Consider the following 19,324-nt stretch of genomic DNA (forward strand, 5'->3'; position numbering starts at 1 on the left):
CTAAAACCGAAGAATCACTTAACAAAGCTGACTCAAAAGTACACCTTACTATGAGGCGATTAAAATACTTGCTTTTGAAGAAATACCACAAATAGCTAACTTTGAAGAAATTACTAATATCAAAAAGCTGCAAGGATATGATGATATTTATCGTATTCGTATAGGAGATTATCGGATCGGGATTATATTTGACGGTGAAACATTAATATTTCAGCGTGTGCTACATTGTAAAGATATTTATCGATATTTTCCGAAGTAAGTCAAATTAGTTGTTTTGTGGAATTGTGCGATCGCACACTGGAGATTTTGCAGGCGATCCGCGATCGCCTTTTTTAACGAACTACTCCAGGCGCAGAGAACACAGAGTCAGAAGAGAGCGATCGCGTTTGTTGTGAAAGTACAATTAGACTATGGCTATTTCACTCTAATTCTAAAAACAGTGACTCCAAATCTCTATATCCACTGATGACACGGGCAATATCAATTCCATCTTCTCTGGGATAGTATAAGATGATATATTCTTCAATGTTAAATCCCCGTAAATTGAGAGATAATTGCTCATAACTCTTCCCCATGTTGGGAAATCCAGCAACTAATTTGCATTTCTGGCGAATTGCATCAAAAAGTTTACTAGCAGCACTGGGACTATTCTGGGCAATATATTCACAAATAGTATTTAAATCTTTGACTGCTTCATCAGAAAAAGAGTAGTTACTCATTTTTGAGACTCAGCAATTTTATTGATTTTTTCTTGTAATTGAGCAAATACTATCTCACCATCTATAACCTCTCCTCTTGCAATTTGTTCCTTTCCAATCACTATTTTTCCCCGAAGTTCTTCCAAACGTTGTTCTCGTGTTTGTAGCAATTTGAATGCTTCGTTCATCACTTCTTCTGCATTAGCATATCTCCCAGCTTGAATTTGGGATTGAATAAACTGCTCATGCTCAGGTTTAAGGGAAATATTCATGACAAATAACTCTACTAAATTTAGTATATTCAAATTTTATCGCTAATTGAGTTGATGAACGAATACGGCTCAGTTTTCAACTGAAAGATTAATGCGATGCCTACGGCGGGCTTTCCTGCGGAACGCTACGCGAACGCCTACGCACAGTGGAAATTTTGCAGGCGATGCCTTCTCTACGAGAGGCTATGCGTAGCAAGATCCCGAAGGGTAGGGCGGGCTTCGCCTACGCTTTTTTAACGAACCGCAGAGGACACAAGAAGAGGTGGATACCTGCGATAAGCTACACTAACGCACATTGTAAACGCCATATTTTGATTAAGATTAATAATAGATCGACTCTATAAACTGATATGCAAATCAAAGAAATTCTCCAAGCACTTCCAAGTTTGAGCATAAGCGATCGCCTAAAGATAGCTGAATCAGCCCTGCAATTGGTTATTCAAGAAAAACACTCACTTACCAAAGATCAGCAAAAACGCCAATTAACACTAGCCGCAATGACAGCGATTGCAGATTATGCACCTAGTAGTGAATTAAATATATTCTCAGAGTTAGAGGGAGAAGACTTTTGCAATGATCCAGATGAAGACTTCTATAACTCAGGGAATTAGGAGACAACAAATGACCATACAGCTACAATTGAAACTAGAAATAGAGGCTCGTCTCATTGCTGAAGCTGCTGCACAAGGTTTATCGGTAGAAGCTTATCTTACATCTCTGATTGAAAACAGTTTAACCACCCATGAAGAAAGTTTTTTTTATCAAGTATCAAGTCAGGCAGAATGGGAAGCTATATTAACAGATTTAATAAATAGTCCTGCTTTTTCATTAGTACCAGCACTTTCAAATGAAGCAATTAGTCGAGAGAGTATTTACACCACAGAAGATGAAATGTTATGAGCTATTTGGTGGATACTAATATTTTGCTGCGTTTGGTGCAGAAGAATAACCCAATGCACTTTGATACTCAAAGAGCGATATTGATGCTCAAGAGACAAGGTGAATTATTATATATAATTCCACAAAATCTGATTGAGTTTTGGGCTGTTGCTACAAGACCGATTAATAGTAATGGTTTAGGTTTATCCACGGCTCAAGCAGTACAAGAAACTGAGAAACTGAAGAAGATATTTATACTACACCTTGGTACACCTGCAATTTTTAGTGAGTGGGAATCTCTAATTGTTAAATACCAAGTCATGGGAAAACAGGTGCATGATGCACGTTTAGTCGCGGCGATGATAACACACCAGATTACACATATACTTACATTCAACATTGATGATTTTAAACGTTTTTCTGCAATTGTAGTTGTTGATCCGCGCAGTTTTATACCGCAGTCTTAATTATATTGTCAGAGCGATCGCACCGTAGAGATTTTGCAGGCGATCGCTTTTTTTAACGAACCACAGAGGCGCAGATAAATTAGTGAGGTTAAGTAATTGTCGCTTTAGTTTACTACTCTTTACGTCCAACACGATACGCAACATCAGCAGTTATTTTTGGATTACCAATAGCTTGAAACTTTTCAAAATATATTTCTAAGTCATTTTTATCTTCATGATTAGGTAAATACATTCTCCCAGTTTTGTTGTTGATAATATTAATACTATTGTCTTTAGCCAGTTTATCAAACCAACCGTAAAAACTGGGGTTATTATTATCAACAAACAAGAATAATGATCCCGGTTTAGCTTGACTAAATAAGTTGGCAAAATATTCATTTGCTACATCTTTCAATGTATATACCTCAGACATGAAATAAATCATTGTAAAAAGGTCTGATTGAAAATACTTATTATATGCCTGCCAATCATCTGGCTTAGTTACATCTAATGGTAAATAAGAAGTTGATATGCGAAAAATAGGATCAATTTTATCATCTACATCATACCAAGACTCTGCCCATGTTTTCTCTTTATCACAAAGTTGGAATTTAACTGTAGGTGACTTTTTATTAGTCATCAGATACTTCAATATTCCTAAAAAGTCACTTCCTGGTCCTCCTCCGATACAAGCTACGTTGACTTTTGAATTGTTAAATAAATTGCCTAAATTATCATCTTGTTCGATAAGAGTACAGACTAAGTTAGCATGAGATGTTACATAGGTATAAATATAGGCAAATCTAGTAATAGGGTCACTATAAGTAATATTGTTTCCAGTTAATAAACTCGTATATTCTTTCCGCAAATATTTTATTGCTTCTTTAATATCATTATCTTTGTTTACATCATCTCCAGGTATTTGACTGTACGCTTCATCTAGAACAGACTTAATAATTTGAAAACAGTTCATAAGAATACTCAAGGTTATGAAGTGATCAAGACTACTATATAATGCTTTTTTGGAAAATCTAATACTCAGTAATAATTTTAAGATTGTTTTAATTTTTATAGCAATCCTAATTTAATTTCAGAACTATAGTATTTTTGTACTATAATTTGAATAGTAGGTTATGTGGTTGAAAAATTTGATTTTTCTAACTTTCATCAAAATGTGTCTTGTCCATTACTCATTTAGAATTGCTATTTAATGTGATAAACTTCATATATTAGCAATATTAGAAGTAATTTCCTTTGAGATAATTGACCATACACTGCAAGAAAAATTATAGATATTAATTGAAATTATTTCATGTTTAATCAACTATCGATCTGGGAAGAGGGAAATGATAAGAGTAGGTATCAGGGTGAAAAGTTACCTATGCAAAATGCTGAAGTAATCTATTACCAAAATTTCTTTGATGGGAACGAGAGTAACCAATTATTTGTTGAATTATATGAAACTACTTCTTGGAATCAAGAATCTACAATACTTTTTGGTAAACAAGTTAAGTTACCAAGGCTTACAGCTTGGTATGGAGATCCAGGTAAATCCTATTCTTACTCCAAAATCACAATGCAACCTTTTTTATGGACTCCTGTATTAATCAATATTAAATCTAAAATTGAATCTTTATCTAAAATTAAATTCAATAGTGTGTTACTTAATCTATATCGTGATGGTAAAGACAGCGTAGCTTGGCATAGTGATGATGAACCAGAACTTGGAGAAAACCCTGTAATTGCTTCTGTGAGTTTCGGAGCTAATCGTCGTTTTATGTTTAGACATAAAATACAAAAAGAATTAAACTACGAAATTCAACTTACTCATGGAAGTTTACTAATCATGAAGGGAACTACACAGCACTTTTGGCAACATCAGATACCTAAAAAAAATAAACTTACACAATCAAGAATAAATCTTACTTTCAGACAAATTAAATAACCGTTTTTTAGATAAAAATAGGATAAATTAATCGGGATAAAATACACAAAAAAACTTGCCTCAGAAGCATCAAACCCCCAAGGCAAGCCAACTCTCTACATTCTTTCTTTACTCCGCGCTCTCTGCGCCTCTGCGGTTCGTTAAAGTTGCTTCACTTCCGAAACTAACTTCGACACCATATCTTTAGCACCACCAAAAAGCATCGTCGTCTTATCCTTGTAGAACAACTCATTATCTACACCGGCAAAACCCGTACTCATCCCGCGCTTAATTACAATCGTCTGCTTCGCACGATCTACTTCCAAAATCGGCATACCATAAATCGGGCTATTGACATCACTCCGCGCCGCCGGATTTACCACATCATTTGCCCCAATTACTAAAGCCACATCTGCTTGCTCAAACTGGGGATTAATATCATCCATGTCGTACAACTGCGTATAAGGCACATTTGCCTCCGCCAGCAACACATTCATGTGCCCCGGCATTCTCCCAGCAACGGGGTGAATCGCATACTTGACATCAACGCCCATCCGTTCTAGCTGATCTGACAATTCCCGGACGCTATGTTGCGCTTGGGCAACTGCCATACCATAACCAGGTACAATTACCACAGAACGGGCATAACCCAACATCATCGCCCCTTCTTCGGCATCGATGCTGCGGACGCTTTGCTCAGTTGCACCACCACTAGCAGCAGCACCACCAGAAGTAGAACCTGTACCAAAAGCGCTGAACAGCACACTAAATAAGGAGCGGTTCATCGCCTTACACATAATCTCGGTGAGGATTAATCCAGATGCTCCCACCAAAGCCCCAGCGATAATTAACATATTGTTCATCACCACGAACCCAGCCGCCGCCGCCGCCACACCTGACAACGAGTTCAACAGCGAGATTACCACTGGCATATCGCCGCCACCAATGGGGATGACGAACATCACGCCCAGCACCAATGAAACGCCAACCACTCCCAAGAATATGGGTAAGCTATCTGGCGTGATGATTAAGTAGGCACTACCCACTAGATAAGCACCCAGAAGCAAGAGGTTAAATGGTTGCTGGAAAGGAAATGTAATCGGGGAACCACTGATTAAACCTTGCAATTTGGCAAAGGCTAGAAAACTACCTGTGAAGGTAATACCACCGATTAACACGTCCAATAGTATGGAAATGTTGACATCTAGGGGTATCGACTGAGAACTATCTAATAACCGCCAGAATTCGGCAACGGCTACTAAAGCCGAAGCCGCACCGCCCAAACCGTTGAGTAAACCCACCATTTGGGGCATTTCCGTCATTTGGACTTTGTAGGCAACGATCGCACCAATCGCCGATCCTATAGCCAAGCCCAACAATATCATCTCGTAGTTCAACACATGTTGATCCAGTATTGTCGCGGCGATCGCTAGCAGCATCCCCACAGCCGCGACGAGATTACCGTTCCTCGCTGTAGCAGGCGATCCCAGCTTTTTCAACCCCAGAATAAATAACGATGCAGCGACTAAGTACGTCAGCTGAATGCCAGTTGGTAAAAAGTCGCTCACGCCTTAATCTCCTTCTTCTTGAACATTTGCAACATTCTGTCTGTGACTAAAAAACCACCCACAACGTTGACTGTTGCCAATACCACAGCAATCAAACCGAGAATTACTGATACATTCGTCTCTCTCGCACCAGCAGCAACTATTGCTCCAAGTACCGCAATCCCAGAAATCGCGTTTGAGCCTGACATCAAGGGCGTGTGTAAAGTCGGTGGTATTTTGTTGATGACTTCAAAGCCGATAAAAGATGCCAAAACAAATACAAACAAAGCAGCAAGTAATGCCTCTGTCATGAAATCAAAACTCCTTAATGTAAATGGGCATTGGGCATTGAGCATTGAGCATGGGGCATTGGGCATTAAGAACGAGTCTTTGAAGTGGATGAACGAGTCTTTGATATGGACGAACGGAGTTCCGAAGTGGATGAACGAGTCTTTGATATGGATGAACGGAGTTCCGAGGTGGATGAACGAGTCTTTGATTTTCCTTGTCCCCCTTGTCCTCCTTGTCCCCCTCGTCTCCCTCATCCCCCTCATCTCCCAATTCCCTAACTAACCGCCGGTTCTTGAGTATTCAATGCTTCTAGCGCATCCCGCACTCGTTGATTGCGAATTTCACCTGCGTGGGTAACGCAAGCTGCATCAACGATGTCGTCGCCAAAGTCTACTTGCAAAGCTTTGTCTTTAATTAACAGTTGAATCAACGATGTTATGTTCTTGGCATACAATTGGCTGGCATGAATTGGTATCGATGATGGGAGATTTATGGGGCCGATAATTGTTACACCGTTCCAGACAATATCTTTACCGGGCTCGGTGCAGGCGCAGTTACCACCCTGTTCGGCAGCCAAATCTACAATTACTGAACCGGGTTTCATCTGTGCCACCATTTCTTCTGTAACGAGCCGTGGTGCTTGTCTCCCAGGCACTTGGGCGGTGGTAATTACCACATCAGAATTTTTGACGTGTTCGGCGACAACTTCTTGGGTACGTTGTTTGCTAGCCTCAGAAATTTCCTTGGCGTAACCACCTGCGGCGACAGTTTCTTCGTCTAATTTGACTTCAACGAATTTTGCCCCTAAACTTTGCACTTCTTCTTTGACGGCGGGACGAATATCAAAGGCTTCTACCACTGCTCCCAAACGTCTAGCGGTGGCGATCGCTTGCAATCCGGCTACACCAGCGCCCATAATAAATACTTTCGCTGGTGCGATCGTGCCTGCGGCTGTGGTTAACATCGGGAAATATTTTGGTAATGCAGCTGCGGCAATTAACACCGCTTTGTAACCTGCTAATGAAGCTTGCGAGGACAAAGCATCCATACTTTGCGCCCTGGTAGTACGGGGAATCATCTCCATACTCAAAGCTGTGATTTGACGATTTGCTAGTTGCTCTGCTATTTCGGGATTTCCCAAAGGATTCAGGAAGCTGACTAATACAGCCCCTTCGCGGAGTAATTCAATTTCGGAGCGTCCATCTTCTCGTTCTTGCGGTGGGCTGACTTTTAGCAGAATATCAGCTTCACCCCATAATTTCGCAGTATCGCTAATTATTGTGGCTCCTGCTGCTTCATAGTCAGAATCACTAAAAAAAGCTCCCTCTCCTGCACCTGTTTCTACCCAAACTTCCAAACCTTGTTTTACCAATCGGCCAACGGCATCCGGAATTAATGCCACACGACGTTCACAAACTTCAATTTCTTTAGCAACTGCTATTCTCATAAAATCTCCTGAAGATAAATACCTAATCTCTGCTAAGTAAGCGATTGTCCATATAAGGGGTGTGCCGCACTCATAGTACTTAGGCAGGAACATCAGCCATGACTTTTATTTGTAGATTGAACCTGGAATCTTTCCTCTCTCACTCTTAGTTCTCCAGGCAAAGCCTCACTTTGCCGCTAGCAGAGGTCATATTTTCAGATAGTTGCAAACAGGGTTACGTATTGCACATCCTAAATTGATTCCCAAATTTTGCATTTTTATCTTCAGCTGATTTTTGGGATTGAAAAATTTTGGTATTCCTTTCTTATAGAGTAATATTGACCCAATTTTCAAAGCTTGATAATTTCCCAATCAAATTTTAAGGATTACGATTTTGATTCAAACTTCTTTTAATCAATTTAGCCCAAGTTAACTGGCGATCGCTGATAGCGCGGCTCAATTTTTATAACAAAATTCTCAAATTTAGATACACTTGTACATATTTTGAAATACAATCTAATCCTAACTGTGTTTCTATCTAGTTCAAATTTGACTAACTTAGTAATCTAAATCATGACTCTACAAGGATAATGAACTAAGTATTATATGTTTAATTTGCTGCTAAGTAATTTTACTGTCGCCCAAAGCTCAGGGAAGATGGCACTTTTTATTGTTATGAAACGTCCATTGTTAGGAAGTGAGTAGTAAAGTTTAGTAAAGAATACTAACACACAGTTATTTTTAGATAACAGATTTACATTTTGGTAGAGGAAGCCCAATTATGCGACGTTTACTTTCTGCTTTAGCCGTGACTAGTTTTTTGGTTACTGGATTACCAGCCTTGACTTTGGCGCAAAGCTTACCTGGATTGACGCTGTTTAGCGGTATCAAAAGCGAAAATCAGCTGCCCTTTAGGTTAGATTTTGGTGGACAAGCTAATTCTCCTGATCGATACATATTAAGGATTCCAGCCAAAAGAATGAAATTGGCTGTTGGTCAATTTGCCATTACCTACCCTGATTATTACAAAGGAACTTTTGACCAGAAAGAAATCGAAGTTCGAGTCAAAGGCAAAGCAGTTCCGCTTTCTGAGGTGAAGTGGGACAAAGAAGGTAAGCTGATTAATATTTATCCCCAAGAGCCGGTGCCAGCAGGTAGCGCAGTTGAGTTAGTCTTATCTAACGTCCAAAACCCAGCCTTCGGCGGAGTTTACTATTTTAACTGTCAAGTACTCTCTCCTGGCGATGTGCCACTACTGCGTTACGCGGGAACATGGATTATCAGCATCAATTAGGAGTGGGGAGTAAGAATTTTAGATTTTAGACTTTGCTGCGGAACGCTACGCGTAGCTTGCTTCTTTGAAGGAGTACGGCGTGAGCGCTACTTCTCTTCTTAGGCTGCGCCAACGACAACGCTCAGTACAAGTCAGTCGAACGCTTTTGGATTAAAGAATTGAAATTTAATCCAAAAGACGGTCGATAGCATTCGCGTAGCGTCTTGTAGAGAAACGTTAGCGAGTCTGCAAACGTCTGACTCGCTCTCCGTGTCCCTATTGTCAATCCAAAATTGAATTGTCCAATTCCCAATTTCCTAATAATAGTGATAAAATATGAGATTGTGAGTTTTTATAAAAATCACCTAAGCGGAGAACTCTATGAAAAGAACACTGGGCGGCACTAGCCGTAAGAGAAAAAGAACCTCTGGTTTTCGCGCCAGAATGCGGACACCAGACGGCAGAAACGTAATTAGCGCTAGGAGAAGAAAGGGACGTCACCGTCTGAGCGTTTAGGGTATATCAAGCTAAAAGAGCATCTGTGGCTTTGCCCAAAGCAAATCGGCTAAAATCCCGCAAGGATTTCCAGGCAGTTTTCCGGGAAGGAATTCGGCGTCATGGCTCTTATTTAACATTGAGAGCCTTAAAGCCATTATGTTCAACAAAACCTTCTTTGGATATAGCCACTCAGACTACACCAGCAACTAACTCAGCACATCTTGCCAGCACGCGGATTGGCATTTCCATAAGTACAAAAGTCAGCAAAAGGGCAGTGGTTCGCAACCGAATCAAACGGCAAATTGCTGCTGCTTTACACAACTTGCTGCCTAAATTATCACCAGGATGGCGGCTAGTGGTAATTGTCAAACCCACAGCAGGAGAATCTAAGTGCGTAAGCCCAGAATTTCTGCAAGAATTAGAGCAGTTGTTGGCACAAGCTGAGGTGTTCGATGGGAATTCGTGAAGATGTTTATTATGAAGGTGGGCCCCATCTTGGGGATTTAATTATCAACCTACTGATTGGGCTAACGATTGTCGGGATACCCTTAACAGTTGGGGCAATTGTCAGAGCATTGTGGCTGCGTTTCCGCATCACCGATCGCCGAATTACTGTGATCGGAGGTTGGCAGGGGCGCGATCGCACTGACATAATTTACTCAGAAATTGTCAAAGTCGTCACAGTTCCCCGTGGCATTGGCTTTTGGGGAGATATGGTGTTAACCCTAAGAAACGGCAGTCGTCTCGAATTGCGTGCAATTCCCAAGTTTCGGGAAGTCTATGACTACATCAATGAAAGAATTGCAGCGAAAAATCCCGAATATACTGTCGCTGCCAACAAGTGATGGGAGCAAGGGGGGATGAGGGAGATGAGGGAGATGAGGGAGATGAGGGAGATGAGGGAGATGAGGGAGATGAGGGGGACAAGAGGGACAAAGGGAATGCCCAATGCCCAATGCCCAATACCCAATACTTCTCTACCAGAGGCTGCGCCAACGACTTCTCTACGAGACGCTACGCGAACGCTCAGTACAAGTGCCCAATGCCCAATGCCCCATTTAAATGTGCGGCTATCCGTAGCGAAAGATAGTCGCCGACAAATTATGATTTAGATAAATTAGATTCAGTTTACAGTAGCTCAGGTTGAATTCAGAATAATGGATTTTGGTATCGGCTTTCTCTCGAACAACGTGATGCTGCCAATCATAGATTTTTTCTATGGTATTGTGCCTAGCTACGGATTAGCGATCGTTGCTTTGACACTGATAGTCCGCTTTGCGCTCTATCCCCTGAGTGCTGGCTCAATTCGCAATATGCGGAAAATGCGAATTGTACAACCTCTAATGCAAAAGCGGATGGCAGCAATCAAAGAGCGCTATAAGGATGATCCGCAAAAGCAGCAGGAGGAAATGGTCAATGTTCAAAAAGAATTTGGCAATCCTTTAGCAGGTTGTTTTCCATTAGTAGTGCAAATGCCAGTCTTGTTAGCGCTATTTGCCACTTTGCGGGGTTCGCCTTTTGCAAGTGCGAACTACAGCGTTAACCTGCAAATCTTTCCCGCAGAACAAATCGAACAAATTCAACCGCAAGCTTTTGCCACTGCTGCTCAAAATATTTACGTTGCGGATGGGGAACACGTTAAAGTCGCTGCAATCCTTCCCAGTGGTAATAAATTAGCGGTGGGAGAACAAACAAAGATACAATATCAGACTATTGAGGGCAAACCATTTCAGGTGCTCTTAGCAGAACACCCAGAAAATAAGCTGATTCCTGATTGGAAAGTCACCAAAGGGGAAGATAGGATAAAAATCGATGATCAAGGCAATGTAGAAGCCTTGCAACCGGGAGAAGTGAGCATTCAAGGAACAATTCCTGGACTAGCTGCAGAAAAAGGCTTTCTATTTATTGATGCCTTAGGTAGGGTTGGCGCAACCGATCCAGATGGCACAATTCACTGGGATATTGTCGCCATGATCGTCTTCTTTGGAATCAGCCTTTATGTTAGCCAGTTGCTTTCTGGGCAAAATTCCAGTGGTGGCAATCCGCAGCAGGATACAGTTAACAAAATCACCCCAGTCATCTTTTCTGGAATGTTTTTGTTCTTCCCCTTACCAGCTGGGGTGCTAATGTATATGGTGATTGGTAATATTTTCCAAACTGCACAAACTTATCTTCTCTCCCGCGAACCTCTATCAGAAGAACTGCAAAAAATTGTAGAAATTCAGGAGAAAGAATCAGCAGTCACAGACCAAAAGGCATTGCCCTTTGAACCAAAAAGTGGTAAGAAAAAGGCGGCAGGGGGATCATGAGCAACATTCCGATGCAGCGAGGTCAGCAATGGTTAAAAACACTGCTGGAACTCACCGGGATACCTGCTGAGATTCAAGGTCATTTAGAAACTGCCCAATCTCAAGACGGGGATGCCCCAGAACCAGATAACTACTGGTTGACAATTGACCAAACCAACTTTACGTCAGAACAAATCCAGATATTAATTGGTGCTGATGGTTCTGTGCTAGATGCGATTCAGTATCTAGCGAATTCAGTTTTAAACCTGAGCCAACCGCCGGAGGAACAAGCCTCTTACACCATTGAGTTGAATGGCTATCGGGTCAAAAGAGAAGCCGAAATTCGCGCATTAGCAGAAGCAGCAGCCGATGAAGTGCGATTTTCTGGTAGAGAAGTGGAAATAAAATCCCTCAGTTCTGCTGAACGGCGTCAAGTCCATACCTTCTTGAAGGAATTTGGAGATTTGGAAACCTTTAGTCGCGGTAAAGAGCCGCATCGTCATCTGGTTGTGCGTCCAGCTTCGTTGGAAGAAGTTAGGAGTTAAGAGTCGTTCAATTTTGGATTTTGGACTTTCCTGCGGAACGCTACGCGAACGGCTACGCTCAGTCGAACGATTTTGGATTTTGGATTTGAGATTTTTCCTTCAATTCAAAATCTCAAATTGGCAGAGTTTGGAGTTAATTAAAAACTCATAACGATATAGTTTCAAAATTTCTCTTGTTCTTAAGAGAGAAAGTAAAAATGTAATATCAGTAGAATTGCTGGTAATCAAGATAAATTTTAGTGAGGATGTCTCACAAATCCTATGGACGCAATTTATATTCCGCAGCTAACTCAAGCCCCGGAGCGGACAGAGGAAATTCAGGTTGAGGAATTTCTGCCTGGACTGGAAACGTTGACACCAGTTCGCGGTCATGTGCGCGTGCAGCATCATGGCAATTACTTGGAAGTGTCTAGTCAGGCAGAAACAATTATTACCTGTACTTGTAACCGATGTTTGCAGCAATACAATCGACGTTTAGGGCTTGATACGAAGGAAATCATTTGGTTAGACGAAACTGCAAATCAGCTAAATGACTTGCCCTTAGAAAGGGAAGTGGTTCTGGAAGAATTGCTTGAAACTCTACCGCCGGATGGTTATTTTTATCCTAACGAATGGCTGTATGAGCAGATGTCCTTAGCAGTTCCCCAGCGTCAGCTGTGCGATCGCAATTGTCCAGGTATTCCTGTAAGTAGTACTGTTGATAGTTCTGATAATTCTGAGACTCCAGTTGATAACCGTTGGGCTTCTCTGGAAGCACTGAAAAAGCAACTTCCAGGATAGTAAGACGCGTTACAGTGCATCACTTTTTCACTTTTAGTCTTACAACTTATGCAGTAGTTTACTAGGCTAATCTATGACATTTCCATAGAAACCCGGCTTCTCTAAGAGACCGGGTTTTTTCCGTTTTACTTGGCAAAATAAGTTAAATTGCCAATAATAGAATTAACTTAGTCAATAAATAATACAAAATGTTTATCAAGAAGCTACAAGTATTTAACTATAAGTCATATCTCGACTCTGGCCTAATGGAATTTTCACCAGGTGTTAATATTATTGTTGGGCGAAATAATGCAGGAAAAACATCTTTACTTGAGGTACTAAAGCTAGATTTTGAAAATCATCCTCACAGAAGTTTAAAGACTTTACCAAATAAGCTTTCGAGTATACAAGAAGAATCGAAAATACAAATTACTTTGCATATTGAAAAGGAAGAATTGCGAAATTTGATAAAAAATTTATCTATTATTGGAATTCCTAGAGCAGCAACTGAAAAGTATTATTTTTTTGCTGATAAATATGAATATGAGCCAAATGATTATCATGACCAATATATGAGCGCTATCGACGAATCTATGAGATACGCTGTTAGACAATTTAAATATTTTTTAGAAAATCCTGATTTTATACAGACAAGTTTATCTTTGCAGCCTAATATAAAAATGGAGAATAAAAGTTTAATAAAATTACTTAATTTTGAAACATATAAACAAGCTTTTAAGAAAGTATTTTATAAAATTAAATATGATGATAGTGACAATATAGTTCTTGAAGAGATTACTTATTCGGATGATGACGGTATTGTAGAAGAACCTTTTGTTAATTATAGTGGAAAAATTCAAGAAAGCATAGGTTATAAATTATTTGATAAATTTCAAAATCGCATTTATAGATTTCAGGCTGAACGTCTAAATATTGGGATTTGCAAATGTGAGAGCAAAGCTGATATAAACCTAAAATCAAACGCTTATAATCTTGCCGAGGTACTCTTTATATTGCAGGGTAAAATTCCAGGAATGTTTGCTCAGTTCAATAAATTAGTTTCAGATATTTTGCCGGAAATAAAATGGATATCTGTTGTAATGAGAGATGATACAAATGTTGAAATCCTGGTTTGGAATACAGATAATCTTCACAGAAATGATTTATCACTTCCTCTTTCATCCTGTGGAAGTGGAGTTAGTCAAGTACTAGCTATTTTGTATATTCTAGTTTCTTCTGAAGAACATAGAACGTTAATTATTGATGAACCACAATCTTTTTTACATCCAGGTGCAGCTAAAAAACTTATAGAAACTATTAAACAATTTCCGCAGCACCAATATTTTATTGCTACTCATTCGCCAGAAATTATCGCATCTGCGAATCCATCTACTATTGTCAAGCTTCAATATCAAGATTGTGAAACAACTGCATTAGTAATAAATCCAAAAGAGATAAAGTCACAAAACGAAATTTTAGCTGAACTTGGAGTTAGGTTATCCGACGTTTTCGGTGCTGATAGTATTCTCTGGGTGGAAGGACAAACTGAGGAGATATGTTTTCCACTGATATTGGAGAAAGTTGCAATAACAACATTAATGGGTATTAAAATTTTATCTGTCAATAGCACTGATGCTCTTTTGGATGGAAAACGGTCTGACCTGGTTTTTGATATTTATAAAAAACTCACAACGGGAGCAACTCTGTTTCCGCCAGCCATTGGATTTATATTCGATAGAGAAAGTAAGACAGAAACAAAGATTAAAGAACTAGAGAAGAGAGGTGTGACTTTCTTACGCCTACCCATGTATGAAAATTATCTACTTGATCCTGAAGCTATATCACTGACAATTAATCAAGAAGTTACATGGTTAGAAATACATATTAGCATTACTCAGGTTCAGGAATATCTTGACAAAATAAAACAGGAAAAATCCTATCTGCTTCAAAGTGTAAAAAGAGAAGAAGTGTCAGAGAATAATTGGTTATCTAAGATTCACGGTGCAAATATACTTTCAAGTTTATTTCAAGACTTATGTGAGAATAAATTGGAATTTAGAAAGACTAAACACTCTAAAAAGCTTACAGAATGGCTAGTTGAAAATAAACCTGATTTCTTGTCTGAACTGGCTGAAGAATTAAGAAATTTTTTACATAAAAATCAGTAGTTATTTTTATACTGATTATCTAATCCCAATCACCACAACCGAGCGATCGCTCACCTTTAAAAACTATCTCACATATAGCGATCGCACTGGCAACCCCTATGAACTCGTAGATGTTGGTTTTTTAGTTGTTAGAGGCGATACAAAGAAAGAACAATGAGAGAATAACTAATAACCACAGCTATATATGAACTTTCGTGAAGAGTTTAAACTGCTGCTACGCGCCCGCTACCCTTTAATTTATATTCCCACCTATGAGGAGGAGCGGGTAGAAGCAGCTATCCGGGAAGAAGCAACCAACCAGGGTAATCGCCCAGTGTATACTTGGGATTTTGTCGATGGCTACCAGGGAAACCCCAATGATGCTGGGTTTGGGCGGCGTAATCCGTTGCAAGCTTTAGAATTTATCGAAAAATTACCAGCTTCGGCACCTGCGGTATTGATTCTACGAGATTATCATCGCTTTTTAGATGATGTTGCGATCGCCCGCAAACTCCGCAATCTCGCCCGACTCCTGAAGTCGCAACCAAAAAATGTTGTCCTACTGTCGCCACGCATCGCCATTCCTGACGACTTAACCGAAGTGCTGACAGTTGTCGAGTTCCCGTTACCCGCCGCCGCAGAAATTAAAACTGAGGTAGAACGCTTACTACAAAGCACTGGTAACTCCCTTTCTGGGAAAGTTTTAGATGACTTAGTGCTATCTTGTCAAGGACTTTCGATGGAACGGATTCGCCGGGTTTTGGCAAAAGCGATCGCTACCCACGGAGAATTGCAACCAGAAGACGTGGATCTGGTTTTGGAAGAAAAGCGCCAAACTATCCGCCAAACTCAAATCCTGGACTTCTACCCCGCTACTGAGCAAATTTCTGATATAGGCGGACTGGATAACCTCAAAGACTGGCTGATTCGGCGGGGAGGCTCCTTTACTGAGAAGGCGCGACAGTACGGATTACCGCACCCCCGTGGTTTAATGTTGGTGGGTATTCAGGGAACTGGTAAATCGTTAACGGCAAAAGCGATCGCTCATCACTGGCATTTACCCTTGCTACGTCTGGATGTGGGAAGGTTATTTGGTGGTTTGGTAGGTGAATCAGAATCTCGGACTCGCCAAATGATCCAAGTAGCTGAAGCCCTTGCTCCCTGTATTTTGTGGATTGATGAAATAGATAAAGCCTTTGCCGGAGTTGGTAGCAAAGGTGATGCCGGAACAGCCAGCCGTGTGTTTGGCACATTTATTAACTGGCTAGCCGAAAAAAGCTCACCCGTGTTTGTCGTCGCCACCGCCAACGACATCCAAGCCTTACCGCCGGAAATGCTCCGTAAGGGGCGATTTGATGAAATTTTCTTTGTGGGTTTGCCTACCCAAGAAGAGAGAAAAGCAATTTATGATGTTCATTTATCCCGATTGCGTCCCCATAACTTGAAAAGTTATGACATCGACAGGCTAGCTTATGAAACGCCCGATTTTTCTGGGGCAGAGATTGAGCAAACTTTAATTGAAGCGATGCATATTGGATTTAGCCAAAACCGCGACTTTGCTACCGACGACATTTTAGAAGCCGCCAGTCAGATCATCCCCTTGGCGCGAACTGCTGTAGAGCAAATTCAGCAACTCCAAGAATGGGCGGCGGCTGGGAGAGCGCGTTTAGCATCGAAACACAGTCCTTTAAGCGATCGCCTCCGGCGCACTCCGTAAACAGACTCAGTTGGCAGCTACAATAATCAGTTAGTCAATAATTACTAGTTAATAGTCAACAGTTAATCATGAATTAATATTGACTATTGACCACTGATGATCAAATTTTAACTATGTTGTCTGGCTTAACAAAATTTATCCTTGGGTTTTTATTAGCGATCGCTGTGTTAATCGGTGGCGGTGTTGCAGTTGCACTCTATTTCATGAATCGCACTGGCATACCCCCAGCCAAACCCGTTTTTTCCAATGATACCCCCTCGGTAAAAGCCCAAGCTCCAAAAGCAACCGAGACTGGAGCAGGTAAACCTACCCTTACATCTGGGACGAATACTAAATCTTCTCCCAGATCAACTTCTACTCCCACTCCCACTGAATCACCAAAAGCATTGCCATCGGGAGCTTACCGAGGGCGTGTTAGTTGGCGTGAAGGCTTGAGTTTGCGATCGCAACCAAATCAAGAAGCTGAAAAAATTGGTGGGGTTGGTTTTAATCAAAAAATTATTGTTTTGTCAGAAAGCGAGGACAAATCCTGGCAAAAGATCCGTTTGGAAGGTAGCGAACAAGAAGGTTGGGTGAAAGCAGGTAATACTGAAAAAGTTGATCAATAATAGCTTAAAAAATCAGAGCAAATAGCAGAACCACAAACGGGAAGACTAGACCAAAAATCAGATGTGTCTATTGAATAACTTCATCTGGAGCTACTTGAGATTTATTTCCCACCAAACCGGAAGTATGTATCAATACATCAATTGGAAGGTCAATTTGAAAATTAGTTCCTTGTTCCTTGACCGAAATACAGTTGAGCTTACCACCATGTGTTTTAACGACAATCTGATAGCTAATTGATAACCCCAATCCAGTTCCTTGTCCAACTGGTTTAGTTGTGAAAAATGGATCATATATTTTATTTTGCACATCTTCACTAATGCCAGAACCATTATCAAAAATCTGAATGTTGATCCAACCGACTTGATGAACAGTTGTTGTAATCCGAATTAAAGGTGTAAAACTGGACTGCAATGTGATGTTAGTCAGCTTTTCTTGTAACACATCAATGGCATTTGTCAGGATGTTGAAAAATACTTGATTCAACTGTCCTGGATAACAATTGATTAGGGGTAAATTACCATATTCTTTAATTACAACAATTTCTGGTCGATTGTTTGGCGCATAACTAAGACGGTTCTGAAGAATCAGTAGTGCCGAATTCAGCCCTTCGTGGATGTCCACAGCCTTCAATTGTGCCTCGTCTAAACGAGAAAAGTTACGCAGGGATTCCACAATATATTTAATTCGTATGGCTCCAGCTTGCATTGAGTTGAGTAGTTTAGGTAAATCTTCTCGCAAAAATGGTAGATCAATAGACTCTAGTTGAGCTTGAACCGCAAGTACTGGAGTTGGATAATGTTGCTCATAGGTATTGATTAATTCTAAAAGTTGTCGCAGATAAATTTCCATATGAAACAGGTTTCCATAAATGAAGTTAGCAGGATTGTTAATCTCATGAGCAACTCCCGCTACCATTTGTCCTAAAGACGACATTTTTTCTGTTTGAATAAATTGCATTTGAGCTTTCTGAAGTGCCAATATCGCTATCTCTAATTCTTTAGACCGAGATTCAGCTAAAGCAGCTAGCGCTTCTTGGTTTTGTAAGGCTTGTTTGAGACATTCTTCCTTTTCTTTAAGATCAGCTGTTTTGACTAGTTGAACACTCAATTGTTCGTTGAAAAAAGATGTGAGCAGCGTCCATCCTAGAAGGAGTAATGTAAATAAGCCAATAATTGCAGCTATCCAATAGGTTGTAGCGGTATCAACTGCCGAAAACTCCACTGATTCGATGACTGAAAAATGGGTAGCCATCATCCCCATGTAGTGCATTGAGGGAATGGCTGCACCCATGAGAATTGCAGCGCAAATTCTCAAAAAGCTTCCTGTTAGTGTACTATTAGCTCTGAGGTTAAACCCCACCCAGAGGGCAACCAGTGAGATGAGAATGGCGATCGCAATAGACAGTGCAACCACACTCAAGTCATAGGAGATTTTGGCTGGTAAACGAATAGCAGCCATACCCATGTAGTGCATTGCACTAATCCCTATGCCCATGATCAGGCTACCACTTAACAACCGCAAAATCCCAAATTCTGGCTGGCTAACTAGGTACAGGGCTAATCCAGAGGCGAAAATTGCAGGTAGTACCGAAATCAAAACTGTTAACCAGTCATAGTCAATTGGAATCGGCAGACTGAACGCCAGCATCGCAATAAAATGCATTGCCCAAATGCCGATTCCCATAGCGATCGCTCCCCCTAGCAGCCACCGCCACCGTGACTGCGATTTAGCGTCTGTGACTCTTCTTGCTAGATCGAGTGTGGTGTAAGCCGTAAGCATGGCGATCGCAATGGAAAATAAGACTAAGTGAATATCGTAGATACCGTGGAGCATGAGCTTGAATATTATCCGCGATTCAATGGAAGACTAAACCTACTATTTATCTGCGTTGCTCATGCTATGAAACCCAGATGGGTGTAGCAAAAATTTTTTCAGGCAAATAGAAAACAAGCTTCCAAAGCTTTACATTGCTTATTATTCCCCCGACAAAAGCTTGTATTTCATA

25 protein-coding genes are annotated in these 19,324 nt (G+C 40.6%); 17 read left to right on the forward strand and 8 right to left on the reverse strand.

What is annotated here, in order from left to right:
* Positions 1–82 precede the first annotated feature (82 nt).
* Positions 83–259, forward strand: a complete 177-nt coding sequence (locus tag HWQ38_RS33630) for a type II toxin-antitoxin system RelE/ParE family toxin (protein ID WP_292802821.1) — start codon at positions 83–85, stop codon at positions 257–259.
* A 160-nt stretch (positions 260–419) separates the two neighbouring features.
* Here the strand turns inward: HWQ38_RS33630 and HWQ38_RS33635 are convergent, their stop codons facing one another.
* Positions 420–719, reverse strand: coding sequence for a type II toxin-antitoxin system RelE/ParE family toxin (locus HWQ38_RS33635; RefSeq protein WP_292802611.1), 300 nt, complete (start codon positions 717–719; stop codon positions 420–422).
* Positions 716–970, reverse strand: coding sequence for a type II toxin-antitoxin system ParD family antitoxin (locus tag HWQ38_RS33640; RefSeq protein ID WP_292802615.1), 255 nt, complete (start codon positions 968–970; stop codon positions 716–718). Before HWQ38_RS33640 ends, HWQ38_RS33635 begins: the two co-directional genes overlap by 4 nt.
* Before the next feature lie 350 nt (positions 971–1,320).
* Here HWQ38_RS33640 and HWQ38_RS33645 point away from each other — a divergent pair, with 350 nt between their 5' ends.
* The 3 genes from HWQ38_RS33645 to HWQ38_RS33655 are packed head-to-tail and all read left to right on the forward strand — an operon-like array spanning position 1,321 to position 2,316.
* Positions 1,321–1,581, forward strand: a complete 261-nt coding sequence (locus tag HWQ38_RS33645; protein ID WP_292802618.1) for a hypothetical protein — start codon at positions 1,321–1,323, stop codon at positions 1,579–1,581.
* 10 nt (positions 1,582–1,591) lie between these two features.
* A complete protein-coding gene (locus tag HWQ38_RS33650) occupies positions 1,592–1,870 on the forward strand; it encodes a hypothetical protein (RefSeq protein WP_292802620.1) in 279 nt (92 codons plus the stop codon).
* Positions 1,867–2,316: a PIN domain-containing protein gene (locus HWQ38_RS33655; RefSeq protein ID WP_292802623.1), complete on the forward strand. Its 450-nt coding sequence runs from the start codon at positions 1,867–1,869 to the stop codon at positions 2,314–2,316. Before HWQ38_RS33650 ends, HWQ38_RS33655 begins: the two co-directional genes overlap by 4 nt.
* Here the strand turns inward: HWQ38_RS33655 and HWQ38_RS33660 are convergent, their stop codons facing one another.
* Both HWQ38_RS33660 and HWQ38_RS33665 read right to left on the reverse strand, forming a co-directional pair.
* Positions 2,317–2,448 carry a hypothetical protein gene (locus HWQ38_RS33660; protein ID WP_292802626.1) on the reverse strand — a complete coding sequence of 44 codons (132 nt, stop codon included), beginning with the start codon at positions 2,446–2,448 and terminating at the stop codon, positions 2,317–2,319. It lies immediately after the preceding gene.
* Positions 2,429–3,268: a hypothetical protein gene (locus tag HWQ38_RS33665; protein WP_292802629.1), complete on the reverse strand. Its 840-nt coding sequence runs from the start codon at positions 3,266–3,268 to the stop codon at positions 2,429–2,431. The genes HWQ38_RS33660 and HWQ38_RS33665 overlap by 20 nt, the downstream gene beginning before the upstream one ends.
* Before the next feature lie 339 nt (positions 3,269–3,607).
* On the opposite strand from HWQ38_RS33665, the gene HWQ38_RS33670 reads away from it, so the two are divergent.
* Positions 3,608–4,240, forward strand: a complete 633-nt coding sequence (locus HWQ38_RS33670) for an alpha-ketoglutarate-dependent dioxygenase AlkB (RefSeq protein ID WP_292802632.1) — start codon at positions 3,608–3,610, stop codon at positions 4,238–4,240.
* A gap of 140 nt (positions 4,241–4,380) precedes the next feature.
* Here the strand turns inward: HWQ38_RS33670 and HWQ38_RS33675 are convergent, their stop codons facing one another.
* Together HWQ38_RS33675 and HWQ38_RS33680 are read right to left on the reverse strand one after the other, a co-directional pair.
* Positions 4,381–5,787, reverse strand: a complete 1,407-nt coding sequence (locus HWQ38_RS33675; RefSeq protein ID WP_292802635.1) for an NAD(P)(+) transhydrogenase (Re/Si-specific) subunit beta — start codon at positions 5,785–5,787, stop codon at positions 4,381–4,383.
* Positions 5,784–6,077: an NAD(P) transhydrogenase subunit alpha gene (locus HWQ38_RS33680; RefSeq protein WP_229547018.1), complete on the reverse strand. Its 294-nt coding sequence runs from the start codon at positions 6,075–6,077 to the stop codon at positions 5,784–5,786. The genes HWQ38_RS33675 and HWQ38_RS33680 overlap by 4 nt, the downstream gene beginning before the upstream one ends.
* Positions 6,078–6,161: 84 nt before the next feature.
* Between HWQ38_RS33680 and HWQ38_RS33685 the strand changes: the two genes are divergently transcribed.
* The gene (locus HWQ38_RS33685) at positions 6,162–6,335 is read left to right on the forward strand and encodes a hypothetical protein (protein WP_292802638.1); all 174 of its coding nucleotides are present in this window, start codon (positions 6,162–6,164) and stop codon (positions 6,333–6,335) included.
* On the opposite strand, the gene HWQ38_RS33690 is transcribed toward HWQ38_RS33685, so the two are convergent.
* Positions 6,332–7,504, reverse strand: a complete 1,173-nt coding sequence (locus HWQ38_RS33690; protein WP_292802641.1) for a Re/Si-specific NAD(P)(+) transhydrogenase subunit alpha — start codon at positions 7,502–7,504, stop codon at positions 6,332–6,334. The genes HWQ38_RS33685 and HWQ38_RS33690 overlap by 4 nt on opposite strands.
* Before the next feature lie 760 nt (positions 7,505–8,264).
* Here HWQ38_RS33690 and HWQ38_RS33695 point away from each other — a divergent pair.
* The 11 genes from HWQ38_RS33695 (at position 8,265) to HWQ38_RS33745 (ending at position 17,318) form a co-directional block, all read left to right on the forward strand.
* The gene (locus HWQ38_RS33695; RefSeq protein ID WP_292802644.1) at positions 8,265–8,777 is read left to right on the forward strand and encodes a DUF2808 domain-containing protein; all 513 of its coding nucleotides are present in this window, start codon (positions 8,265–8,267) and stop codon (positions 8,775–8,777) included.
* 360 nt (positions 8,778–9,137) lie between these two features.
* Entirely contained in the window at positions 9,138–9,272 is a 135-nt protein-coding gene (rpmH, locus tag HWQ38_RS33700; protein ID WP_094327629.1) for a 50S ribosomal protein L34, read from the forward strand.
* Between the two features lie 25 nt (positions 9,273–9,297).
* Positions 9,298–9,720, forward strand: coding sequence for a ribonuclease P protein component (gene rnpA, locus HWQ38_RS33705; protein ID WP_292802646.1), 423 nt, complete (start codon positions 9,298–9,300; stop codon positions 9,718–9,720).
* A complete protein-coding gene (locus HWQ38_RS33710) occupies positions 9,707–10,099 on the forward strand; it encodes a PH domain-containing protein (RefSeq protein ID WP_292802649.1) in 393 nt (130 codons plus the stop codon). The genes rnpA and HWQ38_RS33710 overlap by 14 nt, the downstream gene beginning before the upstream one ends.
* Positions 10,100–10,168: 69 nt before the next feature.
* On the forward strand, positions 10,169–10,366 hold the full coding sequence (locus tag HWQ38_RS33715; RefSeq protein WP_292802651.1) for a hypothetical protein: 198 nt from the start codon (positions 10,169–10,171) through the stop codon (positions 10,364–10,366).
* Between the two features lie 45 nt (positions 10,367–10,411).
* Positions 10,412–11,563, forward strand: a complete 1,152-nt coding sequence (gene yidC, locus HWQ38_RS33720; RefSeq protein ID WP_292802653.1) for a membrane protein insertase YidC — start codon at positions 10,412–10,414, stop codon at positions 11,561–11,563.
* A complete protein-coding gene (locus tag HWQ38_RS33725) occupies positions 11,560–12,087 on the forward strand; it encodes a R3H domain-containing nucleic acid-binding protein (RefSeq protein WP_292802656.1) in 528 nt (175 codons plus the stop codon). The genes yidC and HWQ38_RS33725 overlap by 4 nt, the downstream gene beginning before the upstream one ends.
* A gap of 261 nt (positions 12,088–12,348) precedes the next feature.
* On the forward strand, positions 12,349–12,867 hold the full coding sequence (locus HWQ38_RS33730; RefSeq protein ID WP_292802659.1) for a DUF177 domain-containing protein: 519 nt from the start codon (positions 12,349–12,351) through the stop codon (positions 12,865–12,867).
* Between the two features lie 188 nt (positions 12,868–13,055).
* On the forward strand, positions 13,056–15,014 hold the full coding sequence (locus HWQ38_RS33735; protein WP_292802662.1) for an AAA family ATPase: 1,959 nt from the start codon (positions 13,056–13,058) through the stop codon (positions 15,012–15,014).
* Between the two features lie 184 nt (positions 15,015–15,198).
* Positions 15,199–16,710: an AAA family ATPase gene (locus HWQ38_RS33740; RefSeq protein ID WP_292802665.1), complete on the forward strand. Its 1,512-nt coding sequence runs from the start codon at positions 15,199–15,201 to the stop codon at positions 16,708–16,710.
* Positions 16,711–16,823: 113 nt separating this feature from the next.
* On the forward strand, positions 16,824–17,318 hold the full coding sequence (locus HWQ38_RS33745) for an SH3 domain-containing protein (RefSeq protein ID WP_292802824.1): 495 nt from the start codon (positions 16,824–16,826) through the stop codon (positions 17,316–17,318).
* Positions 17,319–17,385: 67 nt separating this feature from the next.
* Here HWQ38_RS33745 and HWQ38_RS33750 read toward each other — a convergent pair whose 3' ends face one another.
* Positions 17,386–19,152 carry an MHYT domain-containing protein gene (locus HWQ38_RS33750; protein ID WP_292802668.1) on the reverse strand — a complete coding sequence of 589 codons (1,767 nt, stop codon included), beginning with the start codon at positions 19,150–19,152 and terminating at the stop codon, positions 17,386–17,388.
* Between the last annotated feature and the right edge of the window lie 172 nt (positions 19,153–19,324).

Origin of the sequence: Nostoc sp. NMS7 (assembly GCF_017115085.1) — a bacterium.
GTDB lineage: Bacteria > Cyanobacteriota > Cyanobacteriia > Cyanobacteriales > Nostocaceae > Nostoc.